The sequence below is a fragment of the Brevundimonas sp. genome (genome assembly GCF_050729455.1).
GTDB lineage: Bacteria > Pseudomonadota > Alphaproteobacteria > Caulobacterales > Caulobacteraceae > Brevundimonas.
Genome location: NZ_JBOHLI010000014.1, coordinates 17,096 through 35,772 on the forward strand (window position 1 = coordinate 17,096; position 18,677 = coordinate 35,772).

Genomic DNA, 18,677 nt, shown 5'->3' on the forward strand with positions numbered 1-18,677 from the left:
AAGGTCAGGTGAAGCGACGGGGGGCGAGGGTCGGTTCTTTCGAGGACCGGCCCTCGACTTCGTCGGCGACCACGCTGGCGACCAGCGGCCCCAGCAGCCAGCCGTTGCGGCGCGGCCCCAGCGCCAGATGCAGCCCCTGCCCGACCGCCCCCGCCATCGGCAAACCATCGGGCGTGGCGCCGCGCACCCCGGCGCGCCACTCGATTTTGAGCGGACGCGGCGTCTGGTCCAGCACGGTCCAGGCCGCCGCCAACATCTGCGCGCAGCGCTCGGGATCCGGCGTCAGCGACCGCTCGCCCGCCTCCATCGTCGCCCCGATCACACAGCCCTCGCCCATCGGCGCGACATAGGCGCCGGGCCCGCGCACGACGTGTTCGACCAGCCGCTCACCCACCAGACCGATCTGCCCCCGGATCGGCGTGATCAGAGCCAGCAGGCGAGCCGCATCGTCCGGCAGGCCCGCTAGCGGCGCGGCCGCCCCGGTCGCCAGCACGACCTGATCAGCCTCGACCGGGCCCGCCGTCGTCTCCACGCGCCAGCGCAAGCCCGACCGCGACAGGGCCGTCGCGCGGCCTTCCAGCAGCCGAACGCCCTGCGCCAGCGCCGACAGCGCCTGCGCTGGTTCGACCTTCCAGTCCTCGTGGGTCGTCAGTCGTCCGGCCTCGCGGTCGTAGGCGTGTTCAAAACCCAGAGCCGCCAACCGCACCGCCAGAACCTCGACGTCGCCGCCGCGCCATTCGGCCGGGTCGCGGTCCAGCCTGACCCCAGTCGCCTCGGCGAAATCGGCCCAGGCGTCGCGGCCGCGGCGCAGCAGGGACGCGTGGTCGGGGCTCAGGTCGTCGACGGCGCTTTCCATCGCCGGGGCGATCATCCCCGCCGCCACGGCTGAAGCGTTGAGGCCGCCAGGATCGACCACCGTTACCGCATGGCCGCGCCGGGCCAGTTCCGCCGCCGTGCACAGGCCCAGAACGCCCGCGCCGATGACCAGGATGTCTTGAGAATTGAAAAGGGGCACGGTCAGTCCTTCGACCTCCCGCGCCCCGATTTCAACCCGGCGCCTGCCTTATTCGGCGGCGAGCTTGGCCGCGCGGGCCTCTTCCAGACGCTTGGTCAGGGCCGCGTGCTGGTCCCACAGGACCTTGGGCAGGCGCTCGCCGAACTTCTCGTAGAAGGCGGGGATCAGGGCCGCTTCCTCGGTCCAGACGTCGGCGTCGACGTCGAGCAGGATCTTCAGGTCGGCGTCCGACAGGCTCAGGCCCGACAGGTCCAGCGAAGCCTTGGTCGGCAGGCGGCCGACCGGGGTGTCCACGGCCTCAGCCTTGCCGTCCAGACGCTCGACGATCCACTTCAGCACGCGGGCGTTGTCGCCAAAGCCCGGCCAGACGAACTTGCCGTCCTCGTTCTTGCGGAACCAGTTGACGAAGAAGAGACGCGGCAGCTTCGCGGCGTCGGCCTTCTCGCCCAGCTTCAGCCAGTGGCCGAAGTAGTCGCCCATGTTGTAGCCGCAGAAGGGCAGCATGGCGAAGGGATCGCGGCGCAGCTCGCCGACCTTGTTCTCGGCGGCGGCGGTGCCTTCCGAGGCCACGGTCGAGCCCATGAAGACGCCGTGCTCCCAGTCGAAGGCTTCCGTCACCAGCGGCACGGCCGAAGCGCGGCGGCCGCCGAACAGGATGGCGTCGATCGGCACGCCCTTGGGGTCTTCCCATTCCGGGGCGATGGCCGGGCACTGACCGGCGGGGGCGGCGAAGCGCGCGTTGGGGTGAGCGGCAGGCTCGCCCGAGGCCGGATCGTGCGGCTGGCCCTTCCAGTTCGTCAGGCCTTCCGGCGCTTCCTTGGTCAGGCCTTCCCACCAGACGTCGCCGTCGGCGGTCAGAGCGACGTTGGTGAAGATGGTATTCTTCGCCAGGGTCTCGAGCGCGTTGTGGTTGGTGTTGCGGCTGGTGCCCGGCGCCACGCCGAAGAAGCCCGCTTCCGGGTTCACAGCATACAGACGACCGTCGTCGCCGAAGCGCATCCAGGCGATGTCGTCGCCGACCGTCTCGGCCTTCCAGCCCGCCAGCGCCGGTTGCAGCATGGCCAGGTTGGTCTTGCCGCAGGCGCTCGGGAAGGCGGCGGCCACGTATTTGGACACGCCCTCGGGGCTGGTCAGCTTGAGGATCAGCATGTGCTCGGCCAGCCATCCCTCGTCGCGGGCCATGATCGAGGCGATGCGCAGGGCGTAGCACTTCTTGCCCAGCAGGGCGTTGCCGCCATAGCCCGAGCCGTAGGACCAGATTTCGCGGGTCTCGGGGAAGTGGACGATCCACTTGTCGTCGTTGCAGGGCCACGGCACGTCGGCCTGACCTTCAGCCAGCGGCGCGCCCAGGGTGTGGACGGCGGGGACGAAGACGCCGTCGGCGCCCAGCATGTCCAGCGCGCCCTTGCCCATGCGGGTCATGACGCCCATCGACACGGCGACATAGCCGCTGTCGGTGATCTCGACGCCCAGGGCGGAGATCTTGGAGCCCAGCGGGCCCATGCAGAAGGGCACCACATACATGGTGCGGCCCTTCATGCAGCCGTCGAACAGGCCCTCGAGGCGATCACGCATCTCGACCGGATCGGACCAGTTGTTGGTCGGGCCGGCGTCGGCCTCGTCTTCCGAGCAGATGAAGGTGCGGCTCTCGACGCGGGCCACGTCCTTGGGGTCCGAGGCGGCGTAGTAGCAGCCGGGACGCTTGCTCTGATCCAGCGCCTTCAGCGTGCCCTTGCCGATCAGGTCGGCGATGATGGCCGACTTTTCCGCTTCCGAACCGTCGCACCAGTGAACCCGGTCCGGCTTGGTCAAAGCCGCGATCTGCTCAACCCAGGCGACCAGACCCTTGTGGGCCGTAGGGGCCGGATAGAGTCCCGGAATCGATACGTCTGCAGTCACAACATGGTCTCCTGAACCGTGCCGCCCGACGATCTGACGCCGCCGTGACGAGTCGGACGCCGATCACGTCCTGTTTCAGGCGCAATGCCACCGGAGACGACGCAAGGTCAACCGTTGCCGGAATTCACCTTGGCCGGAATAGAATTGCTGCATTGCAGCAAGTTTTCCGGTCGCGACGGACACCGAGCGGCGATATCACGCTCAGATGCGAACCATGGACACCCTCACCGCCCTGCCAGACGGCGCTTTGGCCTCGCCGGCCTCGGTTCGCAACGCCGAACCGATCCTCAGCCTGCTGCGCGCCCATCTGCCTAAAAACGGGCGGGTGCTCGAAATCGCGGCCGGTTCCGGCCAGCACGCCGTGACCTTTTCCAGCGCCCTGACCGGCCTAGAATGGACGCCCAGCGACCCCAGCCCCGATGCTCGCGGCAGCATCGCCGCCTGGGCCGCTCAGGCGGGCGCCGCAAACCTTCAGCCCCCGCTGGCGCTGGACTGCATGGACGAAGCGAGCTGGCCCGATGGTCCGTTCGACGCCGTCCTCTGCATCAACATGATCCACATCAGCCCCTGGGCGGCGACCGAAGGGCTGATGAAGCTGGCCGAGCGCGCCCTGCCCCGCCCCGGCGGCCTGCTCTATCTCTACGGCGCCTATCGCGAGGCCGATGTTCCGCTGGCCCCGTCGAACGAGGCGTTCGACATCAATCTGAAGGCCCGCGATCCGGCCTGGGGTCTGCGCGACCGCGACGAGGTCGTCGCCCTGGCCCGATCGCACGGCCTGACGCTGACCTTGCGGACGGAAATGCCCGCCAACAACATCAGCCTGTTGTTCCGCCGGGCCTGACCCTCTCCGCCCCGAGGCTTGCCCCTGCGCCCCCCGGCCCTCTACAGAGCCGCATGGCTTTCACCCGCACCTACGACGGCCCCGAGCCGGTCCGCATCAACAAGTGGCTGGGCCAGACCGGCGTCTGCTCGCGCCGCGAGGCCGAGGCCCTGATCGCCGCTGGCATGGTCACCATCGACGGCGAGAGCGTCACCGACGCCGGCCGCAAGATCGAGCCGGGCCAGACCCTGACCCTGAACGACCGGGGCGAAGCCGCCCTGGCCTCGGGCGTCACCATCCTGATCCACAAGCCGCTGGGCTATGTCTCGGGCCAGCCCGAGCCGGACAAGATCCCCGCCGTGCGCCTGCTGACCGCCGAGAACCTCGTCGGCGAGGGCGTGCCGCCCGCCGAGGGCGCCTCCCTGCCCCCCATCGGCCGTCTGGACGAGGACTCGCGCGGCCTTCTGATGCTGTCGTCGGACGGCGTGGTGGCCAAGGCCGTGATCGGGCCGCAGTCGAACCTGGACAAGGAATACCTGGTCCGCGTGGCCGGCGACGTCACCGAGAAGAAGCTGGCCCTGCTGCGCCGCGGCCTGATGCTGGACGGACGAGTGCTGAAATACGCCAAGGTGTCGCGCATGGAGCAGAACCGGCTGCGCTTCATCCTGACCGAGGGCCGCAACCGTCAGATCCGCCGCATGTGCGAGATGGTGGACCTGGAGGTGATCGACCTGCTCCGCATCCGCGTCGGCCCGATCCATCTGAACAACCTACCCGAGGGCAAGTGGCGGATGATCACCCCTGAGGAACGCGAAGCGTTGATCAGCGGCGCGACGGGCTGAGGATCAGCCCCGCAGCGCCTCGAACCACCGCTGCAACAGGGTCGCCTCGGCGCGGTGCGCGGCGACGCGGGCGGCGGCTTCCTCGTCCACGCCCCAGCGTTCCTCGGTGAAGGCTTCGTCCAGACGCGACAGGTCCAGCGCCGCCTCGCCCGACAGGGCCCCGCGCTGCACCGCCAGACCCAGCACCGCCGACCCCAGCAGAGGCACCGCCGTCGCCAGGCCGGTCAGGCTGTGGTCGTCCATCTCCAGCGCCAAGGCCTTGACCCGTTCCAGCGCCTCGGGCGCCTGAGGCCGGTGCACGATGCCCTCGGCGGTGTGCAGGGCCACGCCCAGCTCCTTGGCCGCCCAGTCGCGCCATGGTCCCCATTCCGCCTGCTGACGCTCGATCAGGGCCGTCGGATGTTCGGCCAGGTAGCAGATGACGTCCGACCCGGCATAGGCGGCGATCTCGGCGGCCACCGGCTCGCGCGTCTGGCTGACCCGGTCGATGGCCGTCGAGGCTAGACGGGTGGCGGGCATGGTTCCGGGCTCCACGAACTCGCCCTGCGCCGCCCATTCGTCAGCGACCAGCTGCGCGGCGGCCTCGGTGGGCAGGGTCAGGGTGTTCCCCGCCGGCGTCTTGGGCGTGCGCCCGTCCAGCCGCACCGTCCAGCCGTTCGCGTCCGCGGAGACGTCAGCGACCTTCCAGAAGCGTTTGATGCGCTCCTCGGACTCGCGAAAGCCCTTGCGGGCGGCGACGTTGGGATCAAGCGGGGGAATGTGGGACATAGGGTCGTCTCAAGCGGCAAGAGCGGTCGAGGCGAAGCGATCCAGCGCCGCCTCCAGATCAGGACAGTCGACGGCGACGTGGCGGGCGCCCGCCGCCACCTGTTCCTCATGGGTGTGGAAACCCCAGCCGACGCCCAGCGGATGCACGCCCGCGTTCAGCGCCATCAGGATGTCGTGACTGGTGTCGCCGATCATGACGGTCGAGGCCGCGTCGGCCCCGCAGGCGGTCATGGCGGCGAACAGCATGGCCGGGTCGGGCTTGCCCGGACCGTCGGCGGCGCAGTGGCTGGACAGGAACAGCTCGCTCCATTCCGGCCGCGCCAGATTGCGGGCCACGCCGCGCCGGTTCTGGCCCGTCGCCAGCGACAGCCGCCAGCCCTCGCGCTTCAGCCGACGCAGGGTGTCCATGACGCCGGGGTAAAGAGGCTCCTCGTGCCCCGCATCGTACATGGCGCGGAAGCTGGCCTGAAAGGCCGCGACGAAGTCCGCCAGCTCGGCCAGCGTCAGGCTGGGCTCCAGCACATGCAGCGCCTTGTCCAGCGTCAGACCGACGATCTGACGCACCCGGTCATAGGAGGGCTCGGGCAGGCCCAGGGCCCGCGCCGCCTCGCACGAAGCGCGATGGATCGAGGCCCGGCTGTCGACCAGGGTCCCGTCGATGTCGAAAACGGCGAGCGGGCGGCTCATCGCTGGCGCTTGACCCCTTCGAACGGATCCGTGTCGCACTCGTCCTCCGAGAAGCCGAAGTGGGCGAAACCGGCCTTCATCTCGGGACTCAGCGGGGCCTCGACGATCAACTTGCCGCCGCCGGGATGGTCCAGCTCGATGCGGCGGGCGTGCAACTGCAGCTTCAGCACGCCGGACAGTTCACGCGACTTGTCCTCGCCGTACTTGGGATCGCCCAGGATGGGGTGACCGATGGCGGCCATGTGGGCGCGCAGTTGGTGCGTCCGGCCGGTGAAGGGGCGCAGCGCCATCCACGACGCCCGATGGGCGGCGCGACTGATGGTGGCGAAGGCGGTCTCGGCGGGCTCCCCCTTGGGGTCCTTGGGATCGGCCGGGCGCATCATCTCGAAGTCGTTGATGCCGGTCTTCTTCAGCGCCATGTCGATCTGGCCCGCCGAAGGCTTGGGGTTGCCGATGACGATGGCCCAATAGGTCTTCTTGGCCTGACGCCGCGCGAAGGCCCCGGCCAGACGCTTGGCCGCCTCGGGCCCCTTGCCCAGCAGCAGCACGCCCGAGGTGTCGCGGTCCAGGCGGTGGACCAGACGCGGCCGGTCCATCCCCTCGCCCCAGGCCGACAGCAGACGGTCGACGTGCTTGGTCGTCTTGGTGCCGCCCTGCACGGCCAGGCCGTGCGGCTTGTTCAGGGCGATGACCATGTGATCTTCGTAGAGGACCAGCGACTTGGCGTAGGCGATGTCGCGCTCGGTCAGCTCATGGGCGTCGCCGGGCTTGCGCGGGTTGGCCTCGGGCAGGGGCGGCACGCGCACGGCGGCCCCGGCGGTCAGGCGGTCCTGCGGCTTGACGCGCGATCCATCGACGCGGATCTGGCCGCTGCGGGCCATCTTCTCGACCTGGATATGGGTCAGGTGCGGCCAGCGGCGCTTGAACCACCGATCCAGGCGGATGTCGTGCTCGTCTTCGGCGACATAAAGGGTCTGGACTTCGCGGCTCATGCGCCCACTCCGGTAAACAGTTTGCGCGCGATCATCAGGCCGACGAACAGGGCGGCGATGGAAAGAACCACCGAACCCACCGCATAGAGGAAAGCCGAGACTATTTCACGGCGTTCGATCATCAGGGCCGCTTCCAGCGAAAAGGCCGAGAAGGTGGTGAAGCCGCCCAGCACGCCGACGGCGGCGAAAAGACGGAGGCTCTCCTGCCCCGCGCCCGCCTTCAGCGCCAGCCATCCGGCCAGCAGCCCCATCAGCAGACCGCCCGAAATATTGGCGGCGAACGTCGCCCACGGCCAGCCCGCGCCGGGGGCCAGCCGCCCCACGGTCAGGCCCAGCCCATAGCGGGCGACGGCCCCCAGGGCGCCGCCGGCGGCGACGAGAAGAAATTGCGTCATGCCGGGCTTCTACACCGACACGCCGCGAATGACAGCGGTCGGCGGCCCTTACAGCCGGTTGCGGATCGCGTCCTGCACCCGGCGCGCGTCATAGGCGTCGGGACTATCCGGCTTGGCGCCGCGGCCCATGACGATCTCCAGCGTGGTCGAGGTCGGCTGCGGCCCGCTGAGGTCGAAGCCCAGACCGACGCCGACGCCGGACGAACGATAGCCGCCGTAACGGCTAGAGCCCGCGCCGATCGAGACGCTGGGGCGCACGCCGCCGGCGCTGTCGGGACGACCGTCGATCCAGCGCTGCGTCACCTCGAACCAGTCATAGCCCTGATCGACGGTCAGTTGCGCCGCGCGGAACAGGGCGCGATCGACCACGGGACCAGGCGCGCCGACGCCGTTGTAGGTGACGCGGAATCGATTGGATTCAATACGTTGCTCGCTGAACCCCTGCCCCCGCGCGCCCTGCTGCGGACCATAGGAGGCCAGGCTGGCGCAGGCGGTCAGCGCCAGAGCCGAAACCGCGATCAGGCTGAAGGTCAGACGTTTCATGCCGTTTCTCCCTGCCCGAATAGCGCCGGGCCCGTCGGGATGTTCCGCCGTGAAGCTGAACAGAGACTGAACCGCCTAGAGCCCCGCCGCCGCCTGCAGCGCGGCGAAGTCCTCGGGCGGGGCCGCCTCCAGCGTCATCCGCTCGCCGCCCTCGGGGTGCGGGAAGGACAGCTTGGCCGCGTGCAGCATCAGCCTCGGCGCACCGCGACCGGCAAACGTCAGCGCCCCGCCATAGCGCACGTCCCCGACCAGAGGCCGACCGATCGAGGCCATGTGGACCCGCAGCTGGTGCATCCGCCCCGTCTCGGGCGACAGCTCGACCAGAGCGCCGTCCTCGCTCGCGGCCAGGGTGCGATAGCCGCTGACGGCGCCTTGCGCGCCCGGCGCGTCGAACTCGACCACCCGCATGTAGGATTCGCGCCCGATCTCCTCGCGACGCAGGGCGGCGGTGATGCGGCCCGACTTAGGCTCGGGGGCGGCGGACACCAGGGCCAGATAGGTCTTCTGGAACCGGCGCATCTGCATGGCCTTGCCCAAAAACCCAGCGGCGGGCTTGGTCTTGGCCGCCAGGATGACGCCCGAGGTGTCGCGGTCCAGCCGATGCACCAGTTCGGGCCGCTTGCCGTTCGAGCGGGCGAAGGCCCACAGCAGGTCATCCAGGGTATGGGCCTGGATGCGGCCGCCCTGGCTCGACAGGCCCGAGGGCTTGTTGAAGGCGATGATGTGCGCGTCCTCGTGGATGACCCACGAACGGACGGCGGCGATGTCTTCTTCGGTCAGGGAAGCGGGCTGGCGGGTTTTCACCCGCCGAGCCTTTAGCGGAGGACGCCCTTCTTCGCCATGGTCCAGGCGTACCAGAGCAGGAAGGCCGCGATCAGGGCGATGACGTAGGGCATCCATTCCATCATCGCCAGCTCCGGCGGCAGAGCCGGCGGCGGGTTGATGAATTTGGAATAGATCAGGCTGACCACCGCCCCCAGCAGCGACAGGGCGAAGGCGTGAACCGCCCAGCGACTGCGCGCCAGCAACAGCAACGAGCCGATCACCGCGCCCCAAACGCCCAGCGTCCACGGCAGGTACATCCAGGCGGGCATGGCGTTGAAATAGGCGATCATGTCGTCGCCGAAGCCGGATTCGCGCATATAGACTTCGCCGCGCGTCGTGGTCTGAATGAAGTCGTAGCCGCCGAAGCCGCTCCACAGCAAAGACAGCACGCCGACCAGCCACAGGTGCCACGGCGTGCGCTGCGTTCTCAGAATATCGGTCATTGTTCCCTCCCCAGGTTGCCGATCAGCAGGAGGCTAAGCCCGAACCGCCATGCTTAACAATGAACAGTGATCAGGAACCCGCAACGCGCCACGGCGGGTTCATCCGGTTCTCGCCGGCCCAGTAGAAGCACAGACGGTTGCCGTCAGGATCGCGCAGCCAGGCTTCGCGCCACAGCCAGGTCTGATCGACCGGATCATGATCGAACGCCACGCCCGCCGCCCTCAGCGCGGCCACCCGCTTATCCAGATCAGCGCACTCGAAATAGACGCCGGCGCCGCCGGGCGTCACCTGATCGGTCAGGTGGACCGAAAAGGTCGCGGGCGCGCCTGATCCGTCGCCGGGACAGAGGAAACGAGCATAGTGATCGCTCGACACGATCATCGTCAGCCCCAGCCGCTGGTAGAAGGCCTTGGCGCGCGGAATGTCCGTCGTTTCGACTGTGACCTGATTGAGATTCATGGCGTTACGGCTTCACAACTGAGGAGCGCAGGACTTGGGAACCCCACGGCCTCGCTTCAACGCCGCCCGCGCCTCAGCCTTCGCCCTGCGCCCGCGCCCGCGCCCGCATCGCCGCCCAGCGTTCCAGCCGCGCCTTGACCTTCTCTTCGTGGCCCTCGCCCTTGGGCTTGTAGAAGGTGCGGCGCTCCATCTCGTCGGGGAAGAAGTCGGCGCCGGAGAAGCCCTCGGGCGTGTCGGGGTCGTATTGATAGCCCTTGCCGTAGCCGAGTTGCTTCATCAGCTTGGTCGGGGCGTTGCGGATATGGGCGGGCGGCATCAGGGAGCCGGTTTCGTGCGCCGCCTTCTTGGCCGCCTTGAAGGCCTCATAGACCCCGACCGACTTGGGCGCCGTGGCCAGGTGGACCACGGCTTGAGCCAGGGCCAGTTCGCCTTCGGGACTGCCGAGGAAGTCATAGGTGTCCTTGGCGGCGTTGGCGACCAGGAGGGACAGGGGGTCGGCCTGGCCGATGTCCTCGACCGCCATCCGCACGATCCGCCGCGCCAGATAGAGCGGGTCCTCGCCCCCATTCAGCATCCGCGCCAGCCAGTAAAGCGCCGCGTCCGGGTCTGACCCGCGCACCGATTTATGCAGGGCGGATATGAGGTTATAGTGTTCTTCTCGACTCTTGTCGTAAGCAGGCGCGCGCTTCTGCAGCACACCCGCCAGGGCCTGAACGTCCAGCGGTTCGCCTTCCGGCAGGTCGAACAGGACCTCGGACATGGTCAGTAGATAACGGCCGTCGCCGTCGGCCAGGGCCAGCATGGCGTGGCGCGCTTCGGGCGTCAGCGGCAGGGGCCGCTCCATCAAAACCGCCGCCCGGTCCAGCAGCTGATCCAGGGCCGCATCGTCCAGACGCTTCAGCACATAGACCTGGCTCCGCGACAGCAGGGCGCCGTTCAGCTCGAAGCTGGGATTCTCGGTCGTGGCCCCGACCAGGGTGACGATCCCCTCCTCGACGAAGGGCAGGAAGCCGTCCTGTTGGGCGCGGTTGAAGCGGTGGATCTCGTCCACGAACAGCAGGGTCTGCTGGCCCGCGGCGCGGCGCATCCGGGCGGCCTCGAACGCCTTCTTCAGGTCGGCGACGCCTGAGAAGACCGCGCTAATCGATTGATATTCATAGCCTGCCGCCTTGGCCAGTAGACGGGCGATGGTGGTCTTGCCGGTGCCGGGCGGTCCCCACAGGATCATGGAGCCCAGACGCCCGGCCTCGATCATGCGACGGATCGGCCCGCCCTCGCCCAGCAGATGGTCCTGACCCACGACCTGATCCAGCGTCTGCGGGCGCAGACGGTCGGCCAGCGGGGCGTCGGGGGCGTGGATGCCGGAGGCTTCGAACAGATCACTCATGAGACAGACAAGGTTTGGGGAACAGCCTAGATAGGCGTTCGTTCAGGCGAATACACGCACTTCCAGCGGCCCGAACGGAGGAACCATGTCCGCATCCCAGCCGAACCAGGGCCCGACCGGCGGCGTCACGCCCCATCTGACCATTCCGTCGCGCGGCGGTGCGGCGGCCATCGAATTCTATGGCCGGGCCTTCGGCGCCGAGGAGATCATGCGCATGCCCGCCGAGGACGGCGAACGGCTGATGCACGCCCACCTCAAGATCAACGGCGCCAGCCTGATGCTGGCCGACGAGTTCCCCGAATGGACCGGCGAGGCCGACATCACGCCCAGGGGCGTGACCCTGCATCTTCAGGTCGATGATCCCGACGAATGGTGGAACCGCGCCCTGGTGGCGGGCGCCATCCCGGTCATGCCGCTGGAGGATCAGTTCTGGGGCGACCGCTATGGCCAGGTCCGCGACCCCTTCGGCCACACCTGGTCCATCGGCGGCCGCAAGAAGGGATAAGATCATGTCCGACCCCGCCTATCCCCCGCTCAGCCCCTATCTGATGGTCAAGCGCGGGCCGGAGGCGCTGGACTGGTATAGCCGCGCCTTCGACGCCGAGGTGGTCGAGCGCTACGACATGGACGACGGCCGCCTGGGTCACGCCACCCTCAGCCTGAACGGCGGCTCGCTGATGCTGTCGGACGAGTTTCCCGAAATGGCCGAGATCACCGGCACGGCCTCGCCCGAGACCCTGGGCGGCACCACCAGTTCGGTGAACCTGTCGGTCGATGACGTGGACCGCTGGTTCGACCGCGCCATTGAGGCCGGGGCCATCGCCCTGAGACCGCCCGCCGACGAGTTCTACGGTCGTCACGGCAAGCTGCGCGATCCCTACGGCCACGTCTGGTCGATCATCGGGCCAGCCCGGGGCGCCTAGGACGCCTCGCGTTCCAGCCGCGCCTGGAGCCGCCCCTTCGCCCGTTCGGCATAGGCGCGACAGGCTGACGGATCGAGGAAGGGGTTGGGCGTCGCCCCGGCCTGCAAGGCCGCGATCTTGACGTCGCCGCCCGAGTTGTCGGGATGGGCCGAGATCAGCAGGTCGCAGGGCAGCGCCTCCACCCGGTCGATCGAGGCGCGCAGCGTCGCCGTCACGTCGGGGTGCCCCGTATAGGTGAAGGACCCGTTCGCCACCGCATTGAGACTGGAGGCGAACACCACGTCCACGCAGGTCTCGCCTTCGCAAGATTTCCAGGTCCAGCTGACGCTGCCAGGCGTGTGGCCCGGCGTGAAGACCGCCGTCACCGCCGTATCGCCCAGGCGCACCGCCTCTCCATCACCGATGCCGCGAGCGTTGGGGACCGACGGATGTTCAGGGATGTCCGCGGCCTGCGGATCATGAGCGTCGACCCGCCCCGTGCGCAGCGCGGCGGCGCCGATGGGACTGGTGATCACCTCCGCGCCGCTATCGCGCGCCAGGGCCGCCAGACCGCCCGAATGATCATAGTGCGCCTCGGTGTTCAGGATGTAGCGGATGTCCTCGACCCGAAACCCCAGTTGGCGAATGTTCGCCTCCGTCGCCGCCACGGTCTGAGGCAAGGTGCCGTCGATCAGGATCAGGCCGCCGCCGGTGTCGATCAGCACCAGGCTGAGGCCGCCAGTGCCGACGAAATAGGTCTTACCGTAGAGCTTCAGCGGCGTCTGCGGCTTCACCCAGTCCGCGTTGCCCGGGATGGGCTGCGTCAGGGGGTCGTCATGGACAGCGCCCCCGGTTGCAGACATCAGGGCGAGAGCGGCGGCGAAGGGCAGGAAGATCATCCCGCCACTCTGCACGCGCGCTCCCTCTCAACAAGCCATGGTGAAGCCGGGCCTCAAAGCTATCCCCAGCGCCATTCCTTTCGGTCGATTACGGCAACCGCCCCGTCAGCTTGCGCCCGCCGCGTACGATGGTCAGCTCCGAGCCGCGCTGCGCCCTCGCCAGAGCCGCGACCGAGGTCGCCGGGCGGCCGTCCACCTGAACGATCAGGTCGTTGGGACGCAGGCCGATGCGGGCCGGGATGCTGTTGCGTTGCAGGCCTGTCACCACCACGCCGCTGGTGAAGGGATCGCCGCCCAGCCTGTCGGCCAGAGCCGGGTTCAGCGCCACGCCCTGCAGGCCGGCCAGCGCGCCCTGCCCCACGGTCGTGCCCTGACCGGGATCGGCCACGCCCGGCAGGGCCGAGACGCGGGCGTTGACCGTCTGGGTCTTACCGTCGCGCAGGATGGTCACGGCCACCGTGTCATTGGGCGCGCGCGTGCCGACGCGGAAATTCAGACCGCCCTGATCGTTGATCTCGGCGCCGTCGATGGCGGTGATGACGTCACCTTCCTCCAGACCCGCACGCGCGCCCGGCCCTTGCGGGTAGACCTCGGTGATGATCAGGCCCTGAGGGCGCGACAGGCCCAGGCTGCGGGCGATGTCGGCGCTGACGGTGTCGCCCTTCACGCCCAGCCACGGGCGAACCACGGCCTTGGCCCCGCCGACGGCGGAATCCACCACCCGCTTCACCATGGTCGCCGGCACCGCAAAGCCCACGCCGGTCGAGGAGCCGGTGCGCGAGAAGATGGCCGTGTTGATGCCGATCAGGTCGCCGTCCATGTCGACCAGGGCCCCGCCTGAGTTGCCGGGGTTGATGGCCGCGTCGGTCTGGATAAAGGAGCCGGAATCGCTGATCCCGGTCTCGGTGCGGTTCACCGCCGAGATGATGCCGTTGGTCACGGTCTGACCGACGCCGAACGGGTTGCCGATGGCCAGGACCAGATCGCCGACCTGCTGTTCCTCCTGATCGTCGATGCGCAGGGCCGGCAGCGTCCCCTCGACGCCCTCCAGTTGCAGCACCGCAATGTCCGAGCGCGAGTCCGCCAGCAGCACCTTGGCCGCGTACTCACGCCGGTCGTTCAGGGTGACGCGGATCTCCTGCATGTTCTCGATGACATGGTTGTTGGTCACCACGATCCCGTCGCCGCGCACGATGACGCCCGAACCGATCGAGCCGGTCACGCGCGACTGCGGCCCGCCGCCGAACATCTCGAAGAAGGGATCGCGGACCTGCTGCACCCCGCGCGCCGAGATATTGACCACAGCGGGCGCGGCCTCGCGCACCACGGGGGCGAAGCTGGCCTTTACGGAGGCGGCGTCGCGCGGCGCCTGACGCGGCTGCTCGGCGAAGACCCCCTCCTGCGCCTTGGACGGTTGCGGCTGACCGCAGGCGGACAGCATCAGGGCGGCGGCAATAGCCTGTCTGGAAGTCTTCATCTCGTCCCGGTCTTGTTCGGAAGGCTGAGTTTTCAGGCCATTGCGCAATGGCTTTGGGACAGGATCAAGGCCAATGGCCAAGCCTGCGACGCCCCACGATCAAACGAGCGTGACCGCCGCCCGTTCCAGCCTCAGCGCGTCGTCACCGGCAGGGTGTCTTCCGGGCGACCGTCGCCACGCGGCGCGTCCACGCCCAGCAGACGGGCGAGGAAGGGCTGGACGTCCACGCTGTCCAGATCATGCAACCGCCGACCCTGGACCACGCCCGGACCGTGGGCGATGAAGATCGCCGCCATGTCCGGCGAGGCGTTGTCATAGCCGTGCGCCCCGCCCGGCTTGGTCACCGGCCGCGCCCGCGTCGTGAAGGTCCAGCCCGTCTCCGAGGCGCAGACGATGGCCGAAACGCGCGGGTTGGAGCCCAGCACGAACCGGGCCGGGATCTCGCTCTTCCTCCAGCAGTCCAGATGCGGACGCGAACCCAGCAGCCCCGCCTCGACCTCGGCCTCGCGACCCGGAACCGGGTTCAGGAAGGTCACCGCGCCGGAATAGACGATCTGAATCGCGGCGGGATCGATCAGGTCGTCGATCCACGTCACCCGCTCGGGCGAGGTCGCGGCCATGCCGTGGTCGGACACGACGACCAGCACCGTGCGCTCATACAGGCCGCGCGCCTTCAGCCCCTCGACCAGACGGCCGATGGAGGCGTCGACCGAGCGGATCGCCTCGGCGGTTTCCGGCGCGTCGGGGCCGTTGTGGTGGCCCTGGGTGTCGACGATGTCGAAATAGAGGGTGGTCAGCTGCGGCCGCTGATCCGACGGCAGGTCCATCCATTGCAGCACGCGGTCCACGCGCGCATCGCCGGGCATGGCTTGGTCAAAGGTCGTCCAGTAGGAGGGCCGCACGCCGCGAATATCGGCCTCCGACCCCGGCCAGAACATGGTCGCGGTCTTCACGCCCGCCTTCTCGGCCGAGACCCAGATCGGCTCACCCTGATCCCACCAGCGGCGGTCGGTCACGGCCTGCTTGTTACCCAGCGAGAACCGGCCCAGTTCGGCGTCGACCATGTTGTTGCCGACGATGCCGTGGTGATCGGGGTGCAGGCCCGTCACCAGCGTATAGTGGTTGGGGAAGGTCACGCTGGGGAAGGACGGCCGCATCGGCCCCGTCGCGCCCTCGCCCGCCAGACGTGACAGGTTCGGCGTGATCCCCCGGTCCAGATAGTCGGCGCGGAAGCCGTCGATGGAGACCAGCATGACCAGCGGCCGCTCGGCTGGCGGCTCCGGGCTCTGAACCGGCGTGGTGGCGCAGGCCGCCAGCAGCAGGGCCAGACACAGGCCCGCGACACGAGAAAACATGGGGAACTCCGAAGCGGCTTCGGGAAGATTGCCTAAGCTTAATCTACGACAGGCAGAAGACGGCTTGTCGGCTTATCCCCACCGGGCCAAGCTCCGCCGTATGACCGCTGTTATCGAAACGACCGGCCTGACCAAGACCTATGGCGCCGTGCGCGCCCTGGACGGGCTCAGCCTCTCCATCCCGCGCGGCGGGGTCTACGGCGTGCTGGGGCCGAACGGCGCCGGCAAGTCCACCCTGTTCCGCATCCTGCTGGGCCTGATTCGTCCGACGGCGGGCGAGGTCCGGGTCCTGGGCCAGCACGCGGGCGATCCCGCCGTCATGCGCCGTATCGGCTCCATGATCGAGACGCCTCGCTTCCCGCCCTACATGACCGCGCGTCAGGTGCTGGAATGGCTGGCCCTGGCGCACGGCATGGGGAAAGACGCCGCCATCGAGGCCTGGCTGGACCGGGTCGGCCTGACCGAGGCCGCCAATCGCAAGGTGCGCGGCTTCTCGGTCGGGATGTTGCAGCGCCTCGGCGTCGCCGCCGCCCTGATGACCAAACCGGATCTCGTCATCCTGGATGAACCGACCAGCGGCATGGACCCGCCCGGCATCCAGGAAATGCGCGCCCTGATCCGCAGCCTGGCCGACGACGACGGCGTGACCATCATCCTGGCCAGCCACCAGCTGCTCGAGGTCCAGCGCGTCTGCGACCGCGTGGCCATCTTCAATCGCGGCACCCTGGCCGCCGAGGGCAAGGTCAGCGACCTGACCGCGTCCGGTGAGCGCCTGCGTCTGTCGGCCACGCCGCTGGCCCGGATCATGAGCGTTCTGGGCGACAAGGGTTCGCTGGACGGCGACGCCGTCCTCGCCGCCATCCCCCGCGCCGAGGGCCCCGCCCTGCTGCGCGCCCTGATCGAACAGGGCGTGGACGTCGACGAGGCCCGCTGGGTCGGCGCCGATCTGGAAAGCGTCTTCATGGCCGAGACCGGCCCCGCACGCACCGATGCTCAGGTCCGGGAGGCCCTCCATGCTGGCTGACGCCATCCGCTCCGAATCCTATCGCCTGTTTCAGAACCGCACCGCGGTCTTCTGGAGCGTCTTCTTCGTGCCGGTCATCAGCCTGGCCCTGTCGACCCTCGGCTTCTTGCTGGTCAAGTCGAAGGCGGCCCAGATCAACGGCGGCCAGTTGCCGCCCGAACTGTCGCTGGGCGGCCCGCTGGACCTGGGACAGGCCATCGCCGGCAACGCCGGCGACCTGGCCAATCCGGCCATCCTCGCCTTTCTGCTGATCGGCGCCGCCACCCTTTATGCCGGCGACTATCGCTGGGAGACCTGGCGCCTGATCAGCGCCCGCAACAGCCGGCCCAACCTGCTGCTGGGCAAGGTCGGCGTGCTGAAGCTGCTGACCCTGGCCGCCATGCTGGTCTTCCTGCTGACCGGCACGCTTTCCGAGGTGATCAAGGCGGGGATCTTCGCCCGGCCCTTGACCTTCACCTTCGGCGCGACCGAGGCGGGCCAGTTCGCCCTGCTCTTCCTGCTGTCCTTCGTGAGGGTGGTGCAGTTCCTGATGATCAGCCTGCTGGCCGCCACCGTGACCCGGTCGCTGCTGGCGGCCCTCTTCATCCCCCTGGTGGTCGGCGTCGGCCAGTTCTTCCTCGGCGGCCCGTTCGCGCCCATGCTGGGGCTGGCGCCGGGCGACTGGTTGACGCAACTGCTCCTGCCCGGAGCGGCGTTCGACGCGCTCAAGGCCCTGATCACGGGGGGGATGGAAGCCGCCGCCCTGCCCGACGGCGTTGCCTTCAAGGCCATCGCCAGCCTGGCCCTGTGGAGCCTCGTCCCCCTGGCCGCCGCCATCGCCTGGTTCAGCCGTCAGGACCTGTCGAAGGAGTAGCGGTTACAGCCGCTTCTCCATCCAGACGTCGCAGCGCGCATAGGGCGTCGGCTGCGGCGACAGGATCACGAAGCCAAAGCGGGCGTAAAGGCCCAGCGCGGGCGCCAGCGTCGAGCTGGTCTCCAGATAGAGGCGGTGTGCGCCCGCGTCCCGCGCCGCCGCTTCGCAGGCCTCCAGGAGCCGCAGCGCCAGTCCGCCGCCCCGCGCCTCGGGCCGCACCGTCATCTTGGTGACCTCATAGCCGCCGTCCCCCATGGCGATCAGGCCGCAGCAGCCCACCGGCGTCCCGTCGCGCTCGGCGAAGAAGATGCGCCCGCCCTTGGCCAGGATCTGCCCCTCGGGATCGTCCAGCGTCAGGTGGTCCTTGGCCTCCAGCGTGAAGCCGCCCGCCACGAGCCAATCGGTGTTCAACCGCTTCCAGGCATCCCTATGGGCGGGCGTATAGGCGACGATGCGATCTTCAGGCGTAGTCATGGCCGCTCTATCGCCCGCTCGCCTCGCCCCAACAAGCCCAGTCGGACAAACGAAAGGGGCGGCTGGATCGCTCCAACCGCCCCTTCAATGTCTCAAGCCTATGAAGCGATTAAGCTTCGTCGTCGCCTTCGATCGCATAGACCGGACCCGAGTCCAGGCCCTTGGCGGCGGTGTCGCGGTCGACGAACTCGATCACGGCCATCGCGGCGTTGTCGCCGTGACGGAAGCCAGCCTTCATGATGCGGATGTAACCACCCGAACGTTCGGCGTAGCGCGGGCCGATCGTTTCGAACAGCTTGCCGACTTGCGGCACGTCGCGGACGGCGCTGATGGCCTGACGACGAGCGTGCAGGTCGCCCTTCTTGGCGAGCGTCACCAGCTTCTCAACGAAGGGACGCAGTTCCTTCGCCTTCGGCAGGGTGGTCGTGATCTGCTCGTGCTTGATCAGCGAGGCGGCCATGTTGGCGAACATGGCTTGGCGGTGGCTGACCGTACGGCCGAGCTTGCGGTAAGCGGCGCCGTGGCGCATCGGGGTCTCTCCTACTCAACCCTGGTTTCCGGCCCTAACTAAGGGGCGGGACCTGGGGCCTTTTCATTCTAACCGCCCCATCCGCGCC

General features: G+C 68.7%; 22 protein-coding genes. 6 read left to right on the top strand and 16 right to left on the bottom strand.

Annotated elements, in window-relative coordinates; genetic code table 11:
* Positions 1-4 precede the first annotated feature (4 nt).
* Together ACREEF_RS05375 and ACREEF_RS05380 are read right to left on the bottom strand one after the other, a co-directional pair.
* Entirely contained in the window at positions 5-1,015 is a 1,011-nt protein-coding gene (locus ACREEF_RS05375) for an NAD(P)/FAD-dependent oxidoreductase (RefSeq protein WP_431564580.1), read from the bottom strand.
* Between the two features lie 48 nt (positions 1,016-1,063).
* Positions 1,064-2,914 carry a phosphoenolpyruvate carboxykinase (GTP) gene (locus ACREEF_RS05380; protein WP_431564581.1) on the bottom strand — a complete coding sequence of 617 codons (1,851 nt, stop codon included), beginning with the start codon at positions 2,912-2,914 and terminating at the stop codon, positions 1,064-1,066.
* A gap of 214 nt (positions 2,915-3,128) precedes the next feature.
* Between ACREEF_RS05380 and ACREEF_RS05385 the strand changes: the two genes are divergently transcribed.
* Both ACREEF_RS05385 and ACREEF_RS05390 read left to right on the top strand, forming a co-directional pair.
* Positions 3,129-3,755, top strand: coding sequence for a DUF938 domain-containing protein (locus ACREEF_RS05385; protein WP_431564582.1), 627 nt, complete (start codon positions 3,129-3,131; stop codon positions 3,753-3,755).
* A 53-nt stretch (positions 3,756-3,808) separates the two neighbouring features.
* The gene (locus ACREEF_RS05390) at positions 3,809-4,576 is read left to right on the top strand and encodes a pseudouridine synthase (protein WP_431564583.1); all 768 of its coding nucleotides are present in this window, start codon (positions 3,809-3,811) and stop codon (positions 4,574-4,576) included.
* A 3-nt stretch (positions 4,577-4,579) separates the two neighbouring features.
* On the opposite strand, the gene ACREEF_RS05395 is transcribed toward ACREEF_RS05390, so the two are convergent.
* From ACREEF_RS05395 to ACREEF_RS05435, 9 genes are all read right to left on the bottom strand, one after another.
* Positions 4,580-5,344 carry an ATP12 family chaperone protein gene (locus tag ACREEF_RS05395; protein ID WP_431564584.1) on the bottom strand — a complete coding sequence of 255 codons (765 nt, stop codon included), beginning with the start codon at positions 5,342-5,344 and terminating at the stop codon, positions 4,580-4,582.
* A gap of 9 nt (positions 5,345-5,353) precedes the next feature.
* On the bottom strand, positions 5,354-6,031 hold the full coding sequence (locus ACREEF_RS05400) for an HAD-IA family hydrolase (protein WP_431564585.1): 678 nt from the start codon (positions 6,029-6,031) through the stop codon (positions 5,354-5,356).
* Entirely contained in the window at positions 6,028-7,023 is a 996-nt protein-coding gene (locus tag ACREEF_RS05405) for an RluA family pseudouridine synthase (protein WP_431564586.1), read from the bottom strand. Before ACREEF_RS05405 ends, ACREEF_RS05400 begins: the two co-directional genes overlap by 4 nt.
* On the bottom strand, positions 7,020-7,418 hold the full coding sequence (gene crcB, locus ACREEF_RS05410) for a fluoride efflux transporter CrcB (protein WP_431564587.1): 399 nt from the start codon (positions 7,416-7,418) through the stop codon (positions 7,020-7,022). Before crcB ends, ACREEF_RS05405 begins: the two co-directional genes overlap by 4 nt.
* Before the next feature lie 48 nt (positions 7,419-7,466).
* Positions 7,467-7,961, bottom strand: coding sequence for a CC0125/CC1285 family lipoprotein (locus ACREEF_RS05415; RefSeq protein WP_431564588.1), 495 nt, complete (start codon positions 7,959-7,961; stop codon positions 7,467-7,469).
* A gap of 75 nt (positions 7,962-8,036) precedes the next feature.
* On the bottom strand, positions 8,037-8,765 hold the full coding sequence (locus ACREEF_RS05420; RefSeq protein WP_431564589.1) for an RluA family pseudouridine synthase: 729 nt from the start codon (positions 8,763-8,765) through the stop codon (positions 8,037-8,039).
* Between the two features lie 11 nt (positions 8,766-8,776).
* Positions 8,777-9,229 (bottom strand): hypothetical protein, encoded by a 453-nt coding sequence (locus ACREEF_RS05425; protein ID WP_431564590.1) that lies wholly within the window; start codon positions 9,227-9,229, stop codon positions 8,777-8,779.
* A 70-nt stretch (positions 9,230-9,299) separates the two neighbouring features.
* Entirely contained in the window at positions 9,300-9,689 is a 390-nt protein-coding gene (locus ACREEF_RS05430) for a VOC family protein (protein WP_431564591.1), read from the bottom strand.
* Positions 9,690-9,762: 73 nt separating this feature from the next.
* Positions 9,763-11,076 carry a replication-associated recombination protein A gene (locus ACREEF_RS05435; protein WP_431564592.1) on the bottom strand — a complete coding sequence of 438 codons (1,314 nt, stop codon included), beginning with the start codon at positions 11,074-11,076 and terminating at the stop codon, positions 9,763-9,765.
* A gap of 85 nt (positions 11,077-11,161) precedes the next feature.
* Here ACREEF_RS05435 and ACREEF_RS05440 point away from each other — a divergent pair, with 85 nt between their 5' ends.
* Both ACREEF_RS05440 and ACREEF_RS05445 read left to right on the top strand, forming a co-directional pair.
* The gene (locus tag ACREEF_RS05440; protein WP_431564593.1) at positions 11,162-11,581 is read left to right on the top strand and encodes a VOC family protein; all 420 of its coding nucleotides are present in this window, start codon (positions 11,162-11,164) and stop codon (positions 11,579-11,581) included.
* Between the two features lie 4 nt (positions 11,582-11,585).
* Positions 11,586-11,999 carry a VOC family protein gene (locus ACREEF_RS05445; RefSeq protein ID WP_431564594.1) on the top strand — a complete coding sequence of 138 codons (414 nt, stop codon included), beginning with the start codon at positions 11,586-11,588 and terminating at the stop codon, positions 11,997-11,999.
* Here ACREEF_RS05445 and bla read toward each other — a convergent pair.
* The 3 genes from bla to ACREEF_RS05460 all read right to left on the bottom strand — a co-directional run bounded on the left by bla (position 11,996) and on the right by ACREEF_RS05460 (position 15,709).
* Positions 11,996-12,892 (bottom strand): subclass B3 metallo-beta-lactamase, encoded by an 897-nt coding sequence (gene bla / locus ACREEF_RS05450; RefSeq protein WP_431564595.1) that lies wholly within the window; start codon positions 12,890-12,892, stop codon positions 11,996-11,998. The genes ACREEF_RS05445 and bla overlap by 4 nt on opposite strands.
* Positions 12,893-12,965: 73 nt before the next feature.
* Entirely contained in the window at positions 12,966-14,354 is a 1,389-nt protein-coding gene (locus ACREEF_RS05455; protein ID WP_431564596.1) for a trypsin-like peptidase domain-containing protein, read from the bottom strand.
* Between the two features lie 131 nt (positions 14,355-14,485).
* Positions 14,486-15,709 carry an ectonucleotide pyrophosphatase/phosphodiesterase gene (locus tag ACREEF_RS05460; RefSeq protein ID WP_431564597.1) on the bottom strand — a complete coding sequence of 408 codons (1,224 nt, stop codon included), beginning with the start codon at positions 15,707-15,709 and terminating at the stop codon, positions 14,486-14,488.
* Positions 15,710-15,809: 100 nt separating this feature from the next.
* Between ACREEF_RS05460 and ACREEF_RS05465 the strand changes: the two genes are divergently transcribed.
* Positions 15,810-16,733 carry an ABC transporter ATP-binding protein gene (locus ACREEF_RS05465; protein ID WP_431564598.1) on the top strand — a complete coding sequence of 308 codons (924 nt, stop codon included), beginning with the start codon at positions 15,810-15,812 and terminating at the stop codon, positions 16,731-16,733.
* Positions 16,723-17,586, top strand: a complete 864-nt coding sequence (locus ACREEF_RS05470) for an ABC transporter permease subunit (protein ID WP_431564599.1) — start codon at positions 16,723-16,725, stop codon at positions 17,584-17,586. The genes ACREEF_RS05465 and ACREEF_RS05470 overlap by 11 nt, the downstream gene beginning before the upstream one ends.
* Positions 17,587-17,589: 3 nt before the next feature.
* Here the strand turns inward: ACREEF_RS05470 and ACREEF_RS05475 are convergent, their stop codons facing one another.
* Together ACREEF_RS05475 and rplQ are read right to left on the bottom strand one after the other, a co-directional pair.
* Complete coding sequence (locus tag ACREEF_RS05475; RefSeq protein ID WP_431564600.1) at positions 17,590-18,060, bottom strand: GNAT family N-acetyltransferase; 471 nt, start codon at positions 18,058-18,060, stop codon at positions 17,590-17,592.
* Positions 18,061-18,169: 109 nt separating this feature from the next.
* Positions 18,170-18,589 (bottom strand): 50S ribosomal protein L17, encoded by a 420-nt coding sequence (gene rplQ / locus ACREEF_RS05480; RefSeq protein ID WP_184272481.1) that lies wholly within the window; start codon positions 18,587-18,589, stop codon positions 18,170-18,172.
* Positions 18,590-18,677: the final 88 nt, after the last annotated feature.